This is a genomic window from Streptosporangium sp. NPDC003464 (assembly GCF_053588315.1).
The window spans coordinates 45,085-61,659 of record NZ_JBSFPS010000018.1 but is presented as its reverse complement, the minus strand read 5'-3'; the positions used below and the strand labels follow the sequence as shown (position 1 = coordinate 61,659).

The 16,575-nt window shown below is 74.9% G+C and carries 12 protein-coding genes; 5 read left to right on the top strand and 7 right to left on the bottom strand.

All coding sequences use genetic code 11. The features are described from left to right. Nucleotides 1-1,560 (bottom strand): FAD-dependent oxidoreductase (locus ACWDS7_RS06860; RefSeq protein WP_451928454.1); only part of this gene is annotated, 1,560 nt, incomplete at its 3' end. Then, the gene (locus ACWDS7_RS06855; protein ID WP_451928453.1) at nt 1,557-2,120 is read right to left on the bottom strand and encodes a TetR/AcrR family transcriptional regulator; all 564 of its coding nucleotides are present in this window, start codon (nt 2,118-2,120) and stop codon (nt 1,557-1,559) included. The genes ACWDS7_RS06855 and ACWDS7_RS06860, both read right to left, overlap by 4 nt. A gap of 46 nt (nt 2,121-2,166) precedes the next feature. On the opposite strand from ACWDS7_RS06855, the gene ACWDS7_RS06850 reads away from it, so the two are divergent. The 3 genes from ACWDS7_RS06850 (at nt 2,167) to ACWDS7_RS06840 (ending at nt 7,038) form a co-directional block, all read left to right on the top strand. Continuing rightward, nucleotides 2,167-3,732 (top strand): FAD-binding oxidoreductase, encoded by a 1,566-nt coding sequence (locus ACWDS7_RS06850; RefSeq protein ID WP_451928455.1) that lies wholly within the window; start codon nt 2,167-2,169, stop codon nt 3,730-3,732. 166 nt (nt 3,733-3,898) lie between these two features. After that, complete coding sequence (locus ACWDS7_RS06845) at nt 3,899-5,407, top strand: metallophosphoesterase family protein (RefSeq protein ID WP_451928452.1); 1,509 nt, start codon at nt 3,899-3,901, stop codon at nt 5,405-5,407. A 35-nt stretch (nt 5,408-5,442) separates the two neighbouring features. After that, nucleotides 5,443-7,038, top strand: coding sequence for a bifunctional 3'-5' exonuclease/DNA polymerase (locus ACWDS7_RS06840; protein ID WP_451928451.1), 1,596 nt, complete (start codon nt 5,443-5,445; stop codon nt 7,036-7,038). Nucleotides 7,039-7,042: 4 nt separating this feature from the next. On the opposite strand, the gene ACWDS7_RS06835 is transcribed toward ACWDS7_RS06840, so the two are convergent. From ACWDS7_RS06835 to ACWDS7_RS06815, 5 genes are all read right to left on the bottom strand, one after another. Further along, a complete protein-coding gene (locus ACWDS7_RS06835; protein WP_451928450.1) occupies nt 7,043-8,311 on the bottom strand; it encodes an MFS transporter in 1,269 nt (422 codons plus the stop codon). Between the two features lie 153 nt (nt 8,312-8,464). Beyond that, a complete protein-coding gene (locus ACWDS7_RS06830; RefSeq protein WP_451928449.1) occupies nt 8,465-10,504 on the bottom strand; it encodes a protein kinase domain-containing protein in 2,040 nt (679 codons plus the stop codon). A gap of 228 nt (nt 10,505-10,732) precedes the next feature. Beyond that, complete coding sequence (locus ACWDS7_RS06825; RefSeq protein ID WP_451928448.1) at nt 10,733-12,142, bottom strand: DUF1116 domain-containing protein; 1,410 nt, start codon at nt 12,140-12,142, stop codon at nt 10,733-10,735. A 67-nt stretch (nt 12,143-12,209) separates the two neighbouring features. Then, nucleotides 12,210-13,607, bottom strand: coding sequence for an FdrA family protein (locus tag ACWDS7_RS06820; protein ID WP_451928447.1), 1,398 nt, complete (start codon nt 13,605-13,607; stop codon nt 12,210-12,212). Next, entirely contained in the window at nt 13,597-14,487 is an 891-nt protein-coding gene (locus ACWDS7_RS06815) for a DUF2877 domain-containing protein (RefSeq protein WP_451928446.1), read from the bottom strand. Before ACWDS7_RS06815 ends, ACWDS7_RS06820 begins: the two co-directional genes overlap by 11 nt. Nucleotides 14,488-14,679: 192 nt before the next feature. Here ACWDS7_RS06815 and ACWDS7_RS06810 point away from each other — a divergent pair, with 192 nt between their 5' ends. After that, a complete protein-coding gene (locus tag ACWDS7_RS06810; protein ID WP_306867780.1) occupies nt 14,680-16,242 on the top strand; it encodes a PucR family transcriptional regulator in 1,563 nt (520 codons plus the stop codon). A gap of 43 nt (nt 16,243-16,285) precedes the next feature. Next, the gene (locus ACWDS7_RS06805; RefSeq protein WP_306867781.1) at nt 16,286-16,507 is read left to right on the top strand and encodes an RNA-binding S4 domain-containing protein; all 222 of its coding nucleotides are present in this window, start codon (nt 16,286-16,288) and stop codon (nt 16,505-16,507) included. Nucleotides 16,508-16,575: the final 68 nt, after the last annotated feature.

The window sequence follows — 16,575 nt, the reverse complement described above, 5'->3', positions numbered from 1 at the left end:
GGCCTGCTGGCGGACCAGCATCGCCTGGGCGATCTCCGGGGCGTAGGCGAGGTGGGTGATCCGGGCCTCCAGCACCTCCACCCCGGCGGCGGGCAGGGCCGCCGCGCGGTCCCCGGGGACCAGGCCGATCCGGGTCCGGCGGTCGAGCAGGTCGTCGACGTCCAGCGCGCCCTCGTGCCTGACGGCCCAGACCAGCTCGGCCCGGGTGATTCCGGTCGGCAGCGGCTCGGCCAGCGCGGGATCCTCCGCCGTCAGCGCCCGCACCGCCGCCGCCTCGCTCCCGTAGCGCTCCGCCAGCCGGTCCCCGGCCCCGGCGCCCTCCGCGGTGAACCCGGCCAGGGGCAGCCGCGCCGTACGGCTCGGGCCGGCGGCCAGGCCCCGCAGCGACACGGCCCGGTCGACCGCGTCCTGGGCCATCCGCCGGTAGGTGGTCAGCTTGCCGCCCACGACCGTGACGACCCCGTCCGGGGAGGTCAGCAGCGCGTGCCTCCTGGACAGGTCGGCGGTGCGCCCCTCGCCGCCGAGCAGCGGGCGCAGCCCGGCGTAGGTCCCGGCCACCTCCTCCCGCCTGAGCGCCACCTCCAGCACCGAGTTGAGCACCCCGAGCAGGAACGTCACGTCCTCCTCGGGCGCCTGCGGGACGTCGGGGACCGGTCCCCGCACCGGCTCGTCGGTGAGCCCGACGTAGACCCGGCCGTCCGGCTGGGGGAGCACCAGGACGAACCGGTTGCTCTCCCCCGGGATCGGCACGTGCAGCCCGGCCCTGAGCCCGGGGAGGGTCTGCGGCCGGAGCACGAGATGGGTGCCGCGCGAGGGGCGCAACGGGATGGCCGGATCGAGCTGGGCGGCCCAGACCCCGGTGGCGTTGACCACGGCCCTGGCCCGGATGGTGAAGGTGCCGCCGGTGAGCTCGTCGCGGACCCGCGCCCCGTCCCCGGTCAGCTCCAGCGCCCGGCAGCGGGTCAGGATCCTGGCCCCGTGCGAGGCTGCCGTCCTGGCCAGGGCGACCACCAGCCGGGCGTCGTCGGCCAGGCGCCCGTCCCACGACAGCAGGGCGCCGCGCAGGCCGTGCGGGCTCAGCGGCGCGGCGAGGGACCGGGCCCGCCCCGCGGAGATCCGGGACGGGCCGGGGAGGAGGCGGCGGGGCGTGCGCGCGGCCATCCGCAGCCCGTCGCCGAGCCGGTAGCCGGCCATCACCGTCGCGGCCTGGCCGCCGGAGACCGCGGGGGTCAGCGGCAGCAGGTACGGCTGGGCCCGCACCAGGTGCGGGGCGGTGTGCCGGAGCAGGACGCCGCGCTCCACCGCGCTCTCGTGCGCCACCCCCACCTGGCCCTTGGCCAGGTAGCGGAGCCCGCCGTGGATCATCTTGGAACTCCACCTGGAGGTGCCGAACGCCAGGTCGTGGGCGTCGATCGCGGCCACGGACAGGCCGCGGGAGGCGGCGTCGAGCGCCGCCCCGGCGCCGGTGGCGCCCAGCCCGACCACCAGCACGTCCACCACGAGGTCCGCGGCCTCGGCGAGTTCGCGCGAGCGGCGGGCGGCGTTGAGGGAGGAGTTCACGGGCGCAGGTACCTCTCCAGGAGCGTGGTGAGCTCGGCGTCCAGGGCCTCCTGGGTGAGGGGGCCGAGCATGGTCGGGCCGGACAGCAGGAACGACTGGGCGGTCAGCAGCACGGCGCCGGCCAGCACCCCGGGGTCGCCGGGCCGTACGGTGCCCAGCTCCTGGCCTCGCGCGATCGCCGACCCGACGAGCGCGAGCATGGCCTCGTGGCTGGAGCCCCTGCGCCGGAGCAGGTACGGCAGGAGCAGCTCGGGGTCCACTTCGACGATCTTGCGCCAGAGGGGGTGGCCGCGCAGCTCCCGGACCACCCCGACCGCCGCGGTGACCGGGTCCTCGGTGGCGAACCGGCTCGCGACGAGCACCCACTCACGGGTCATCAGGTCGGCGACGAGGCCGCGCACGTCGGGCCAGCGGCGGTAGATCGTCATCCGGGACAGCCCGGCCCGGCGCGCCACGTCGGTGAGCGTGGTCCGCCGCACCCCGACCGCGAGCACCATCTCGCGGGCGGCGTCGAGGACCGCGTCGCTGCCCATGGTCGCATTGTGACGGATAGACGTCATGTGTCACAGTGTAGAGGTGGAAACTCCGACGACCGCCGCCGAACCCATGCTCTGGTCCGGCTGGGGCGACCCCGCCAAGGCCACCGACCTGCCGGAGCCGGTCCGCAAGCTGCTCCAGGACATGCTGGGCGTGCGCGCGCCGGCGACCCCGGCCGCCAGCTTCGGCGAGGTCCGGCTGCCCGCCGTGGCGCTCTCCCCGCTCGTCCTCACCGAGCTGCGCGGAGTCGTCGGCGCCGACCACGTCCGCTTCGACGACGACGCCCGCATCCGGCACACCCGGGGCAAGTCCACTCCCGACCTGATCCGCATGCGCGCGGGCGACGGCTCCGACGCCCCCGACGCCGTGGTGCTGCCCGGCTCGCACGAGGAGGTGCTCGACCTGCTGCGGACCTGCGCCGCGCACCGGGTCGCGGTGGTCCCCTTCGGCGGGGGCACCTCGGTGGTGGGCGGCCTGGTGGCCGCCCGGCAGGGCTTCGCCGGGGTCGTCGCCCTCGACCTGGCCCGGCTGAACCGGCTGGTCTCGGTGGACACCGAGTCGATGGTGGCCGAGTTCGAGCCGGGGCTGCGCGCCCCCCAGGCCGAGCAGCTCCTCGCCGGGCACGGGCTCACGCTGGGCCACTTCCCCCAGTCGTTCGAGTACGCCACGCTGGGCGGCTTCGCCGCGGCCCGCTCCAGCGGCCAGGCGTCGGCGGGATACGGCCGTTTCGACGACATGGTCGTCGGGCTGACCGTGGCCACCCCCCGGGGCACCCTCGACCTCGGCCGCGCCCCCAAGTCCGCCGCGGGCCCCGACCTGCGCCAGGTGATCCTCGGCTCCGAGGGCTCGTTCGGGGTGATCACCTCCCTACGGCTGCGCGTACGGCGGGCCCCCGCCGAGCGGGTCTACGAGGGCTGGCGGTTCGCGTCGTTCGCGGCGGGTTCGACCGCGCTGCGCCGGCTCGCCCAGGAGGGCCCGCTGCCCACCGTCCTGCGGCTGTCCGACGAGACCGAGACGATGGTCGGCCTGGCCAGACCGGGGGAGCTCGGCGGCCTGGCGGCCGACGCGGGCTGCCTGGTCATCGCGGGTCACGAGGGCTCCTCGGAGGTGGCCGGCCGGCGCGAGAGCGCTGCGGCGGTGCTGTCGGAGTGCGGCGGCGTCTATCTCGGGCCAGGCCCGGGGGAGTCCTGGGCCCACGGCCGCTACGCGGCGCCCTACCTGCGCGACTCGCTGCTCGCGGCGGGGGCCACCGTGGAGACGCTGGAGACGGCCGGGTTCTGGTCCAACCTCCCCCGGCTCTACGACGCCGTACGGCTGGCGCTGCACGCCTCGCTCGGCTCTCCGCTGGTGATGTGCCACGTCTCCCACGTGTACGGCACGGGCGCCTCGCTCTACTTCACCGTCGTCACGGCGCAGAGCGGCGACCCCCTCGCGCAGTGGGAGGCGGCCAAGCGGTCGGCCTGCGAGGCGATCGTCGCGGCCGGGGGCACGATCTCCCACCACCACGGCGTCGGCCGCGACCACCGGGAGGCCTACGCCGCCGAGATCGGCGACCTGGGCGTGGAGATCCTGCGGGGGATCAAGGGCAGGCTCGACCCCCAGGGCATCCTCAACCCCGGTGTGCTGATCGGCTAGTCCCCGCCGCCGGGCGGGCGGCTGATTTGAATCTACAATGTAAAGGCGCCGGTCCGGGACGCCCCGTCGCGATGATCGATCTCCCGAGGGCGCGCGGGCGGATCCGGGACGGGGCACGTCTCCGGGAACGGGTGCGACTCCGTAAGATCAACGCCAAGATATGGTCATGGTCGATGTCGGGCAGGCCGCGGAACGCGGGCGTGAGGTCTCCTCCCGGGTCTCGGAGGAGGGGGCGGGCTGGGACTGCGTCGAGATCGGCGCCTTCAAGGAACTGCGGCCCAACGCGGAGAGCTTCACCTGGCTCAGCCCGCGCACCGTCTGGAAGTCGAGGAACGAGATCCTCGCGGGCCTGTTCGGCGACCCCTCGGGCCAGGTCCGGGCCCGCTGGGTGGCCTCCCAGCGGGAGCGGGGCGTCGACCCCTCCTTCCGGATCCCGGTGGACGTCGGGCCGGAGTTCTCCTTCCTCGTCCTCGGCGACACGGGGGAGGGCGACGCCTCGCAGTACGCCGTGGTCCCCGGGATGCTCAAGCTCGGCGCCGGCACCGCCTTCGCCGTCATCGCCAGCGACGTGATCTACCCCACGGGGTCCGGCAACGAGTACGACGACAAGTTCTTCCGTCCCTACAAGGACTATCCGGCGCCGATCTACGCGGTCCCCGGCAACCACGACTGGTACGACGGGCTCGGCGGCTTCATGCGCGTCTTCTGTGACGCCCCGGCGCTGAAGGCGGAGCGGGAGGGGTTCAGGCTGACGCCCTCCGGGCTGCGCGGGCTGCTGTGGCGCCGGCCGGAGAAGATCGACGAGGCCGGGCTGGCCAGGGCGCGCGAGCGCCGGGCGCGGCCCGGGCAGCAGGCCGTGCAGCCCGGACCGTACTGGGCGATGGAGACGCCCGGACTGCTCATCGTGGGCGTGGACACCGGCATCCACAGCACGCTGGACCGGGAGCAGGCACGGTGGCTGCGCGAGGTCTCGCGCGATCCCCGGCCCAAGGTGCTGATCACCGGCAAGCCCATCTACACCCGCAACGAGTACAAGCCCTCCAAGCTCGAGGGGGGCGGCACGATCGACGACATCGTCACCGATCCCGCGCACAACTACGTCGCGGCGATAGGCGGCGACGTGCACAACTACCAGCGTTTCCCGGTCAGGGCCGGCGACCGGACGATCCAGTACGTCGTGGCGGGGGGCTCCGGGGCCTTCATGCACGCCACCCACACCACTCCCAGGGTCACGGTGGGCGGCGTGGACGAGGACGACTACAGGTGCTACCCGCTGCGCGGCGACTCGCTGTCGTTCTACAGCAAGCTCTACAGCGACCGGCTGCGCATGCGCTGGCTCTATCTCACGCCGGCGCAGAGCGCGACGCTGATGTCGCGGCGGATCGGCAACACCCCGGTCCGGGACGTCCCGCCCGTGCCCATCACGCGGCGGATGCGGTGGGCGGCGCGGATCCTCGGCGGCTGGCCGATGCCGTTCCGGCTGCCGGTGGGCAGGTTCTTCCACCGCTACCTGTCGGAGCTGTCGGACTGGGACACCCCGCCGTTCTTCAAGAGCTTCCTGCACATCTCCGTGACGCCGCAGACCCTGAAGATCCGCTGCTTCGCCGCCACCGGATGCCTGCCGCAGGAGATCGAACCCCCGCTCGAGGACGAGGTCGTCATCTCGCTCGTCTGATCGGGAATGTCGGTCCTCCGTGGCAGGCTGGGCGTATGAACGTGGCAGTCGCGGCAGGTCCCGGTGGTGGGGCGCTCCTGCGCCCGGACGGGCGGGCCGTGCGGGCCGTCGACGACCTGGCGGGGGCCGCGCGCGAGCTGGAGGCCGGGCGGCCGCGCTGGGTCTGGGCCGACACCCGGGAGATCTATCCCGCGCTGCTCGACGCCGGGGTGCGGCTGTCGCGCTGCCACGACCTGGCGCTGACGGAGGGTCTGCTCCTGGGTTACGAGGGGCGTCACGACGAGCCCCGCTCGGCCCCGGCCGCCCACGCGCGGCTGCACGGCCTGCCGGTGCCGCAGGACCACCAGGGGCCGCAGGCGCGGCAGGCGACGCTGTTCGAGGAGGAGCCGCCCGCGCCCGACGTCGACCTGGTCGCCGAGGTCCACGCCGACCAGCTCAGGCGGATCGAGGCCACCGCCGACCCGCACCGGTTCCGGCTGCTGGTGGCCGCCGAGTCCGCCGGGGCGCTGATCGCGGGGGAGATGGGCCACGACGGCATGCCGTGGCGGGAGGACGTGCACGACACGCTCCTGACCGGCCTGCTCGGGCCGCGCCCGGTGCACGGCATGCGGCCGGCCAAGCTCCAGGCCCTGGCCGACCAGGTGGCGGCGGCCTTCGGCACGCCGTTCAACCCCGACTCCCCGCAGCAGATCGTCAGGGCGTTCAAGTCGGCGGGCGTGCCCGTCGTCTCCACCCGGGCCCACGAGATCAAGAAGGTCGACCATCCGGGCGTCGCGCCCCTGCTCGCCTACAAGGAGATGGCCAGGCTCTACAGCTTCCACGGCTGGGTCTGGGCCGACCAGTGGGTCCGCGACCACCGCTTCCGGCCCGAATACGTGGTGGGCGGCGTCGTGTCGGGCCGGTGGGCCACCAGCGGCGGCGGCGCGCTGCAGATCCCCAAGGTGATGCGCCAGGTCGTGGTGGCCGACGAGGGCTGGACGCTGGTCGTCGCCGACGCCGCCCAGCTCGAACCCCGGGTGCTGGCCGCGATGGCCGGCGACGGCGGCCTGGCCAGGGCGGCCGGGCAGATCGATCTCTACCAGGCGCTGGCCCAGGCGTTCGGCGGCGAGCGCGACCACGCCAAGATCGCGATGCTCTCGGCGATGTACGGCGGGACCAGCGGAGACGCGCCCAAGCTGCTGGCCGTGATGCGGCAGCGCTTCCCCCGGGCCTACCAGTTCGTGGAGGACGCCGCGCGCAGTGGCGAGGAGGGCAAGCTGGTCCGTTCCTGGCTCGGCCGCACCTGCCCGCCGCCCTCGGCCCGCTGGCGGGAGCTGGTCTCCGGCCCCGAGGGGAAGCGGGCGGCCCGCGACCGGGGCCGCTTCACCCGCAACTTCGTGGTCCAGGCCACCGCGGCGGAGTGGGCGCTGGTGCTCATGGCCGTGCTGCGCGGGCTGCTGCCCGATCCGGCCAGGCTGGTGTTCTTCCAGCACGACGAGGTGATGGTGCACTGCCCGCAGGAGCTGGCCGGGGAGGTGGTCGAGGCGGTCGGCCGGGCCGCCGAGGAGGCGACCCGGCTGCTGTTCGGCCCGACCCCGGTGCGTTTCCCGATGCAGGCCGTCGCGGTGCGGTGCTACGCCGACGCCAAATGAGCCGTCATGCGCGCCGCAGCGTCAGCCACGCGCCGGTGACCGTCACCATGACCGCCACGACCGTTCCGAGCACGCCGTAGGACAGGGCTCCCACGATCACCCCGGCGACCACCGCGCCGCCCGCGCCGCAGATGTTCATCAGCAGGTCCGACAGGCCCTGTACGGCGGGGCGGTGCTCCAGCGGCACGGCCTCGCTGAGCATCGCGGAGCCGGAGATCAGCCCGCATGACCAGCCGAGGCCGAGCAGGGCCAGGCCGGCCGAGACCTGCATGACGCCGTGCGGTCCGGCGGTGCCGGCCAGGACGGCGGCTGCGAGCAGCAGGACCATGCCGAGCACCAGCACCCGGGGCCGGCCGATCCGGTCGGCCAGCCAGCCGACCAGCGGTGACAGGACGTACATGCCGGCGATGTGCAGGCTGAGCACGATCCCGATGACCGAGTAGGTGGCGCCGCCGTGGTTGAGGTGGACCGGCGTCATGGACATGACCGACACCATCGCCGTGTGGCTGACCGCGATGGCGACGAGGGCCCGCAGCGCGGCCGGGGAGTGGCGCAGGACCTCCCAGGCCGTGCGCAGCGTGCCCCGGGGCCGGACGGCGGGCGCCGGCGCCGCGGGGGCGGCCGAGCGGGCCAGGAGCAGGGGGTCAGGACGCAGGCCGACCACGATGACGCCCAGCGCGATCGCGAAGGTCAGCAGGGCGAGTGCGAACGGGCCGGTGTCCGGGGCCAGGCCGAGGCTCCGGCCGAGGAGGTCGGCCGGTTCGGCGAGGTTCGGGCCGGCGACCGAGCCGATCGTGGCGGCCCACACCACCCATGACAGGTGCCGGGCAGAGTGTCCGGGTGGGGACAGGTCGGTCGCGGAGTAGCGGGAGGCCAGGCTGCCCGCGCTCGCGCTGCCGAACAGCACCAGTCCGACCAGCAGCAGCGGCCAGGAGTGGACGGTGATGGCGGCCACCGTGACCAGGCAGCCGAGCAGGGCGCAGCCGTAGGCCAGCGCCAGCCCGGCACGGCGCCCGCTCCGGCCCGAGACCTTGGCGGTGGGCAGTGCCAACAGCGCGGCGCCGAGCACGGTCGCGGTCCCGGCCAGCCCGCTGATCGACACGGAGCCGGACAGGCGGGCGACCACCAGCGAGCTGAAGGCGAACCCCACCGCGACCCCGATCCCGCTGGTGATCTGCGCGATGGACAGGACGGCGAGTGTCCGCCGCTGGACGGCGGCGATTTGTCCCCCATTCTTAGGGGAAATGTCGGCATTTATGCGGGTTTCGGTCACGAGTGAAGTCTGTCATCACTCGTGACGGAGATCGGGGGCGGGCACCGGGACCGGCCGGCTCCGGCGCCGGTGGACCGGGTGACCGGCGCCCGCCGACCGGGGGCCGGAGCCGGTGGATCCGGGTGGCCGGAATCGGTGGGCCGGGGGCCGGAGTCAGTCGACCGGGGTGAAGGTGTCGAAGAAGGTCTGCAGGAGCGGGGCGCTCTTCTCCCACTCAAGGTCCTGCACCGCGAAGGTGATCTGGTAGGCGGTCCGGCCGTCGAGCGCGACGTAACGGGTCAGCCCGTGCATGGGGACGACGCTGTCGGGCCGGACGTAGGTGTATTCCCAGTCGGCGGCCTTCCACGTCCCGTAGCGCACGGGCGCGACCCCGACCTCGATGTATTCGTCCAGGCCCTTCTTGCTCGCCCGCCTGAGCGCGGCCACCGGATCGGCGACCGGGGCCTCGGTGACGAGGATGCTCCGCCCGCTGTTCTTCGGGCCGGAGAAGGCGACGGAGCCGTCGTCCCCCGTCTTGACCGTCCAGCCCTTGGCCACCGCGCCGGAGACGCCGCCCCCGCTCAGCGTCCTGAACCCCTCCGGGACCTCGCCGCGCGCCCGCGGCGGCGGATCGGCGGGTGTGGAGACCTCCGGGACCGGGGCCGGGGAGGCCGGGGCCGCCGTGCCGGAGGCGTCGCCGGGCAGCAGGAAGTACAGCGCGACGGCCAGCACGGCCAGCAGCCCGGCCCCGGCGGCCAGCAGCAGGCGCGGTGTCGGACGGCCGTCGCGCATCCAGCCGCCCTTGCCCTCCGCCCGGCGGCGCGCGCTCCGGCGGCCTCCGCCCCGGCTGGGCGCCGTGACGGCCTGGGAGCCCTGTCCGCCGTCGCGGACGGCCCGGCCGGCCGGGGTGGGGAGGGGCCACAGCCCGGCTCCGGAGGCCGCGCCGGCGGGCTCGCCGGCCGGGGTGGCCGGCGGATCGCCCGGGAAGGGGCCCCCGAGGCCGGCCGAGGGGCTGCGCAGCGCCTCGTAGCCGCGCTGGTGCCCGCCGGCCGGGGTGGCCGGCGGATCGGCGAGCCTGGAGGGGGAGCGCCCCGCCACCGACAGCAGGTCCGCGTGGTGCCCGCCCGGGGCGTCGGACGGCGCGTCGCGGGCGGGGGCCTGAGCGCCGGCCGGCGAATCGTAGGGCACCCGCACCGGGCCGGAGGGGGTCTCGATGATCCGTGAGGGCATCGGCCCGGCCGGCGGGTCCGCCGGTGACATGAGATGCGCCGCGACGGACTCGGCCAGGACCGGCGCCGGAGCGGGGACCTGCACGGCGGGCCCGCGGGTCGGGGGGACGGAGCCGTGACTGCGCAGCACCCGGTCCAGCAGGTCCGACACCTGGGCGGCGGTCATCCGGTCGGCCGGGTTCTTGCGGAGCAGCCCCTCGATGACGGTGATCAGCGCCCCGGCCCGCTGCGGCCGGGCGGGCTCCTGGGTGAGGATCGCGCCGAGCACGGCCACCGCGTCGGGGCCCTCGTACGGCGGGTGGCCCTCCACCGCCGCGTACAGGGTGGCGCCGAAGGACCACAGGTCCGCGGCGTGCGTGACCGGCTGGCCGGACAGCCGCTCCGGCGGGATGTAGGCGGGGGAGCCCATCAGCAGGCCGGTCTGGGTGATCGTGACGTCGCCCTCTATCGCGGCGATGCCGAAGTCGGTGAGCACCACCCGGTCGGAGGTGAGCAGCACGTTGCCGGGTTTGACGTCGCGGTGCAGAATCCCGGCGGCGTGGGCGTGGCGGAGCGCGTCGAGCACCCGGACGCCGATCTCGGCGGCCTGGTGCACGGGCAGCGGCCCGCTCTGCCGTACGGCCTGCTCCAGCGACCAGGCCCGCACCAGCTCCATCACGATCCAGGGGCGGCCGTCCTCCTCGACGACGTCGTGGACGGTGACGATCCCGGGATGGCTGAGCCGTGCCGCCGACCGGGCCTCGCGCAGCATGCGCCGGTGCGCCAGCTGCTTGCCGGCGTGGTCCAGCCCGTAGGGGAGCATCAGCTCCTTGACCGCGACGTCACGGTCGAGCAGGACGTCGTGGGCGTGCCACACCATGCCCATGCCGCCGCGGCCCACCGGGGAGACCAGGCGGTAGCGCCTGCCGACCAGCCTGCCCTGTGCCGCCGGGACGCCCGCGCCCTCCGCTCCCCCCGGGGCCTTACCGAACAAGCGATCGCTCATCGTACCCCGTCCCCCCGAGCCACCCCATTTGTAAGGTTCGACACGATATCGGGATCACAATCGGTAATGGAAGTTGATGCAGGGGGAACCAGGCCGCACTAATTGTCAATCGGTGCCGTTCTCGCAGGTCTGACCTGCTCTCCGAGGACTCCCCGCGGAGGCCGTGATACGCCGCCGCCCCCACCGCGCGCCGATCACGAATTTCCGGATCACGGCCCGCGGAAACGATTACTCGGCCGTTCCGCCGCCCTGATCGGCGGCCTCGGCCAGGGCGGCCAGGGCGGCGGTGAAGGCCGAGGCGGGCGGGCTCACCAGACCCGCGCCGACCTGTCCCGTGCCCGCCACCCGCCCCGCGATGCCGGTGTTCACGGTGGGCAGCAGCCCCGTCCTGGCGACCAGCGCGACGTCGACGCCGACCGGCGTCCCCCGGAAGTCGAGGCCGGGGATCTGGTAGGCGGGGTGCTCGGCGAGGGTGATCTCGTACATGGACCGGGTGGCCGCCATCGCGTCCGACACGTCACCGCCGATGAACCTGACGATCGCCGGGGCCGCGGCCATCGCGAAGCCGCCCAGGCCCGCCGTCTCGGTGATCGTGGAGTCGCCGATGTCGGGATTGGCGTCGGCCGGGCCGTACGCGCCGAGATAGAGGCCGTCTGGCACGCCCGCGGGGCCGGTGAACCAGCGCCCGCCCAGCCCGGAGACCTGGACGCCGAAGTCCGTGCCGTTGCGGGCCATCGCGACGACCATGGTGGAGCCCGGGATGTCCCTGGCCGCGTCCGCGCTCACCTTGCACGCCGCCATGCCGGCGTTGAGGAAGAAGTGGTCGTTGCCGTTGACGAAGCGCAGCACCTCGGCCGCGTGGCCGGGCGCGGCCTCCACGATCGCCGGAGCCAGCTCCCGGGCCAGCAGCGAGGTGGCGGCGCGGTTGCGGTTGTGCAGCTCGTCGCCCATCTGCAGGGCCTGCGCGACCAGCGCCCGCAGGTCCAGCGGCCCGGTCCGCTCCAGGGTGGTCCGCAGGACGGGGCCGAGCACCTTGCCCATCCAGTCCAGCCGCTCCAGCACCTCCGGGCCGTAGGCGCCGTAGCGCAGCACCTTGCCCAGACCCTCGTTGAGCGAGCAGTAGGCGGTGCCGCCGTGCTCGGCGTCGCGCACCTCGAACATCCACATCGACGGGCTGACCACACCCGCCATCGGCCCCACCGTCCGGTGGTGATGGCAGGGCTCCAGCCGGGCCCGACCGGCCGCGAGCCGCTCACCGGCCTCCTCGGCGTCGGCGGCCAGCCCCTCCAGCAGCATCGCCCCGATGAGCGCGCCGCGCATCGGGCCCGACGCCCGCTCCCACTCGATCGGCGGCCCGGCGTGCAGGAACGTGCCCCTGGGCAGGTCCAGCACCTCGTGCGCGGGCCGTACCCCGACGAGCTGGGGACGCGCCGACACCAGGCGGCCGACGGCCGTCTCGTTGGCGCGGACCCGGCGCGGGTCGGCCAGCACCCGGGCCAGGTCGCCGGCGGTGCCGGGCATCGGCGGGCGCCAGTCCACCCCCACCCTGGGCACGGCCTGCGCGTCCAGGGCCTCGCCGAGCAGCTCGGCGCCGGCCGTGATCACCTGGGGCTCTCCGGAGAGCATGGGCAGTGTCATCGGATACTCCTGAGCGGGCAACGGCGGCCCGAGGCCGGGCGGTCGCCGGTCCGGGACGGCCGGCGGGTCATCGGGCGTCCCGGAGCAGGCCGGCCGCGTGCCGGGCAGCCTGGGCGTTGGAGACGAACACCGCCGCCCCCGCCGCCCGCAGCGCCCGCGCCTGGGCCGCCGTCCCCTGGGGGTCGCCCTCGGAGCCGACCAGCGCGACGACCACCGCCACGCCCCCGGCGACGGCGGCGGTGATCCCGGGCGCGAGCCGCGCCGAGGGGTCCGGGTCGGCGCCGTGGCCGAGGACCACGTCGAGCAGGGCGACGTCGCCGGACGGCACCTGCGCCAGGGCCTCCAGGCGGAGCGTGGGGTCGATCATGGGATGGGCCCGGCCGCGGGTGTAGGCGTCGTCGCCGAAGTCGGTGAACTCCCCGGCCCCGGCGATCAGCCGGGCCTCCGTGCACAGGGTGCCGCCCGAGTAGACGCCCCGCAGCGTCCCCGTGCCCGCCGTGGCCACCGGCTCGGGCGCGGGCCAGGAGCGCCACCGCGGCACCGGCGCGCCGAGCGCGCGCAGCGCCGTCTCGGCCGCGGCGGTCAGGTCGTCCTGGCCGGGGCCGAGCAGCGCGCTCACCACCGGGGTCGCGAGCTCCGCGACGGCCTGCCGTACGGCGTGCGCGACCTCGGGGGCGGGGGGTTTGGAGACGAGGACGATCAGTTCGGTCGCCGGATCGGCGTCGAGCGCCCGCAGGGCGCGGAGCGTGGACAGCCCGCCCACCTCCCGCGACAGGTCCCTGCCGCCCACGCCCAGCACGTGGCTGACCCCCACACCCGCCAGGTCCAGCAGGCAGCTCACCTGCTGGGCGCCGGTCCCCGAGGCGGCCACCAGCCCGACCGGCCCCGGCCGCAGCACGTTGGCGAAGCCCAGGCCCGCGCCGCCGATCACGGCGGTGCCGCAGTCGGGCCCCATGACCAGCGCGCCCAGCTCCCCGGCGCGCTTTTTGAGCAGCACCTCCTGCTCGACCGGCACGTTGTCACTGAAGATCATCACCGACAGGCCGGCCTCGATCGCGTCCAGGGCCTCGGCGAAGGCGTACGGCCCCGGCACCGAGACCAGCGCCAGGGTGGCGGTCCGGCCGCCGGCCGTGCGGGCGGCGGCGCGGACGGTCCGCGGGGGGTGTTCGGCCGCGGCGCCGCCCGCGGCCCGCCCGGTCAGGCCGCCCAGCAGCCGCTCCAGCTCGGCGGCGGCGGCCTCCAGCGCGGCCGGGCCGCCGCCCCGCACCGCGATCAGCAGGTCCGCCGGGCCCGCCCCGGGCAGGACGAAGCCCAGGTCGGTGGCCAGGTCTCGGTTGAGCTCGGTGGCCATCGCCACCATCGCGACCTCGACGCCGGGCAGCGCGGTGACCGCCTGGCTGATCCGCATCAGGCTCACCGAGTCGTGGTAGACCCCCGTGCGTACGTCGACCAGATCAGTGCTCATACGTCCCCACCCCCAGGTTGACGACGGCGGCCAGGCCGATGCGCAGCCCCCAGGCCAGGTCCGCCCCCGATGTGTGGCCGAGCTGGAGCAGTCGCTGCAGCGCCGGCTCCAGCGCCTGCCGGCCGGCCAGGCCCCGCAGCACGGCCAGCACCTCGCCGCTGGCCTGGCCCCGGGCCGCGCAGTGCAGCAGCGCCGCCGAGATGGGGGTGGTCCTGCCCCGGGCGTCGAAGGTGACCGCGGCGGCCAGCCAGTCGGCCAGCCAGACAGCCCGGCCGGCCCCGGCCGCCGTGCCCAGGTGACGGAGCGCCACCAGGACTCCGGCCAGCATGTCGTCGCCGCTGGGGGTCAGCCCCGGACCCAGCCCGACGAGCTGTTCGGCGGCCGTGACGCCGTGCAGCAGCGAGGCCCGGGCACACCCCTCGGCCAGCAGGCCGGCCGCGCCGTTGCCCTCCAGCCCCGGACGCCTCGCCGACCGCTCGCACAGGCCGGCCAGCTGGGGCAGCGCGGCCGCCAGCCGTGCCGGGTCCACCGGTCCGAGCGGCGGGGCCGGGTCCCACCAGCGGTGCGCCCGCAGGCTGAGCCGCCCGACCTCGATCGAGCCGTCGCCGACGCACGCCTCGTCCCCCACGGCGACCCGCGGCATCGGGCCGGTGACCACCATCGCGTTGGGCAGCCGGGTGGCCGTCCCCGTCACCACCGCGATCACCTGGGGTTCGAGCTCGGTGCGGACCTCCAGGTAGACCCCGGAGGGGAAGGCCGCCAGCACCCGGGCGGGCCGGCGGGGCGACTCCAGCAGCCGGCGCAGGGCCGTGCTGGCCGCGCCGGTCGCCTCCGTCCGCGGGCGGGCCCGCTGGACCCTCGGGCGCGTTCCAACGGTCACGGGACCTCCCTCGGCGGCCCCGTGCCGGTGCCGTGCCCGTCGGCTCGCTCGATGCGCTCGATCACGGATCCCCCCATCCATTGAGCCGACGGTAGAACGGTCCTGGAGCCGCTCCGTACGGAGAAAGATGCCAACAGTCAGCCCGATGGTTGGCTCTTCCTGACAGACGGCTCCATCAGTCACAATCGCTGCATGGAACCTCCCGTGCGTCTGGCAAGCACCGGCACGATCATCCACGGCGTCGCCGTCGGGGAGGTGCTCGGAGTCTCGACGCTGGCCGGAGCCCGGCTGATCGCCGGGGAGCGGGGGCTGGGCCGCATCGTGCAGCGGCTCAACGTGATGGAGGTCCCCGACGTCCTCGCCTGGGTGAAGCCGCACGAGCTGCTGCTGACCACCGGCTACCCGCTGCGCAACACCCCCCAGTCGCTCGACCGGCTGGTGGCCGATCTCGACGAGCGGGGCCTGGCCGCGCTGGCCATCAAGCTCGGCCGCTATCTCGACCGGCTGCCCGAGGAGATGGTGGAGCAGGCCGACCGGCTGGGCTTCCCGCTGATCCAGCTGCCCGACGACGTCGGCTTCGACGACATCCTCAACCAGGTGCTCACCGACATCCTCAACCGGCAGGCCGCCGTGCTGGCCCGGGCCGAGGAGGCGCACCGGGCCCTGGTCCAGGTCGTGCTCGCCGGGGGCGGGCTGCGTGAGGTGACGGCCGAGGTGGCCGGGCTGCTCGACGTGGCCGTGGCCGTGCTGGACGGGACCGGTCAGGTGCTGGCCGCCGCCGGGCCCGCCGAGCACCTGGCGGCGCTGCGCGGCGCCCCCGAGGGCGGTCACACCTCGGTCCCCGTCGTGGCGGGCGGCCACCACCACGGCCGGATCGTCGCCTGTGGCCCCGTCGGGTCGGTGCGCGACAGCGACGTCGGAATCTTGGAACGTGCCGCTACCGTCGCCGCCCTGGTGGTGACCCGGCAGGAGGCGGTCAACGCGGTCGAGAGCAAATACCGCGCCGACTTCCTGCGCGACGTGCTCACCGGCCGGGCCGGCGGCTCCGAGCGGGTCGCCTCGCGGGCCAAGGCATTCGGCTGGGACCTGGAACGCCCGGTCACCGTGCTGGTGGCCGAGCTCGACCCGGAGGGCGACGAGCGCGTCGCCCAGGACCGCCTGGTCACCTGCTGGACCGCCGCGATGCGCCGCCACGACCCGCGCGGCGCGGTGGCGGGCTTCTCCCACGAGGTCGTCGCCGTCGTGGACGCGGCCGTCGACACCGGACGCCTGGCCAAGGACGCCGCCGCGGCCTTCGCCGAATGCCTGCCCGCCACCTTCTCCACCGGCGCCAGCCGGGTCGCCGCCGGGGCCGAGACCCTCCCCGAGGCGTACGGCCAGGCCCTGAAGGCGGCCAGGGTCGGCCGCCAGCTCCACGGCCCCGGCGCGGTCGCCCACTTCGACCAGCTCGGCGTCTACCGCCTGCTGTCGCTGGTCAACGACACCGCCGAGCTGCACGCCTTCGTCCGCGAGACCCTCGGCCCGCTCGCCTCCGACGACGACGCCGAGAACGCCGATCTCCGCCGGACCCTGCAGGTGCTGCTGGACACCAACCTCAACGTCGCCGAGACGGCCCGCAGGCTGCACTTCCACTACAACACGCTGCGCTACCGCATCGGCAAGCTGGAGCGGATGCTCGGCAACTTCACCGAGGACGCCCATCTGCGGCTGAACCTCACCCTCGCGCTGCACGTCCTGCGGATGCGCGGCATCTGAGCCCGCGGCCCCGTCCGGAGGCGCGGCCCCTAAACTCGGGGGCGTGAACGAGACCTTTGAGCTGGAGACCGACTACATCCCGCTGTGCGACCTGCTGAAATACTGCGCCGTCACCGACACCGGCGGCCAGGCCAAGCACTTCATCGCCGAGGGGAACGTCATGGTGGACGGCGAGGTCGAGCTCCGCAAGACCTGCAAGATCCGCGCCGGCCAGGTCGTCACCGGCGACGGCTTCGAGATCCGCGTCGTCGGCGCCCGGAGCTGACATCCGGGCCGCCGGGATTTTTCGATGAAAGCCGGTCCGCCGCCGCCGTCCGTGCGACTCTGACGATG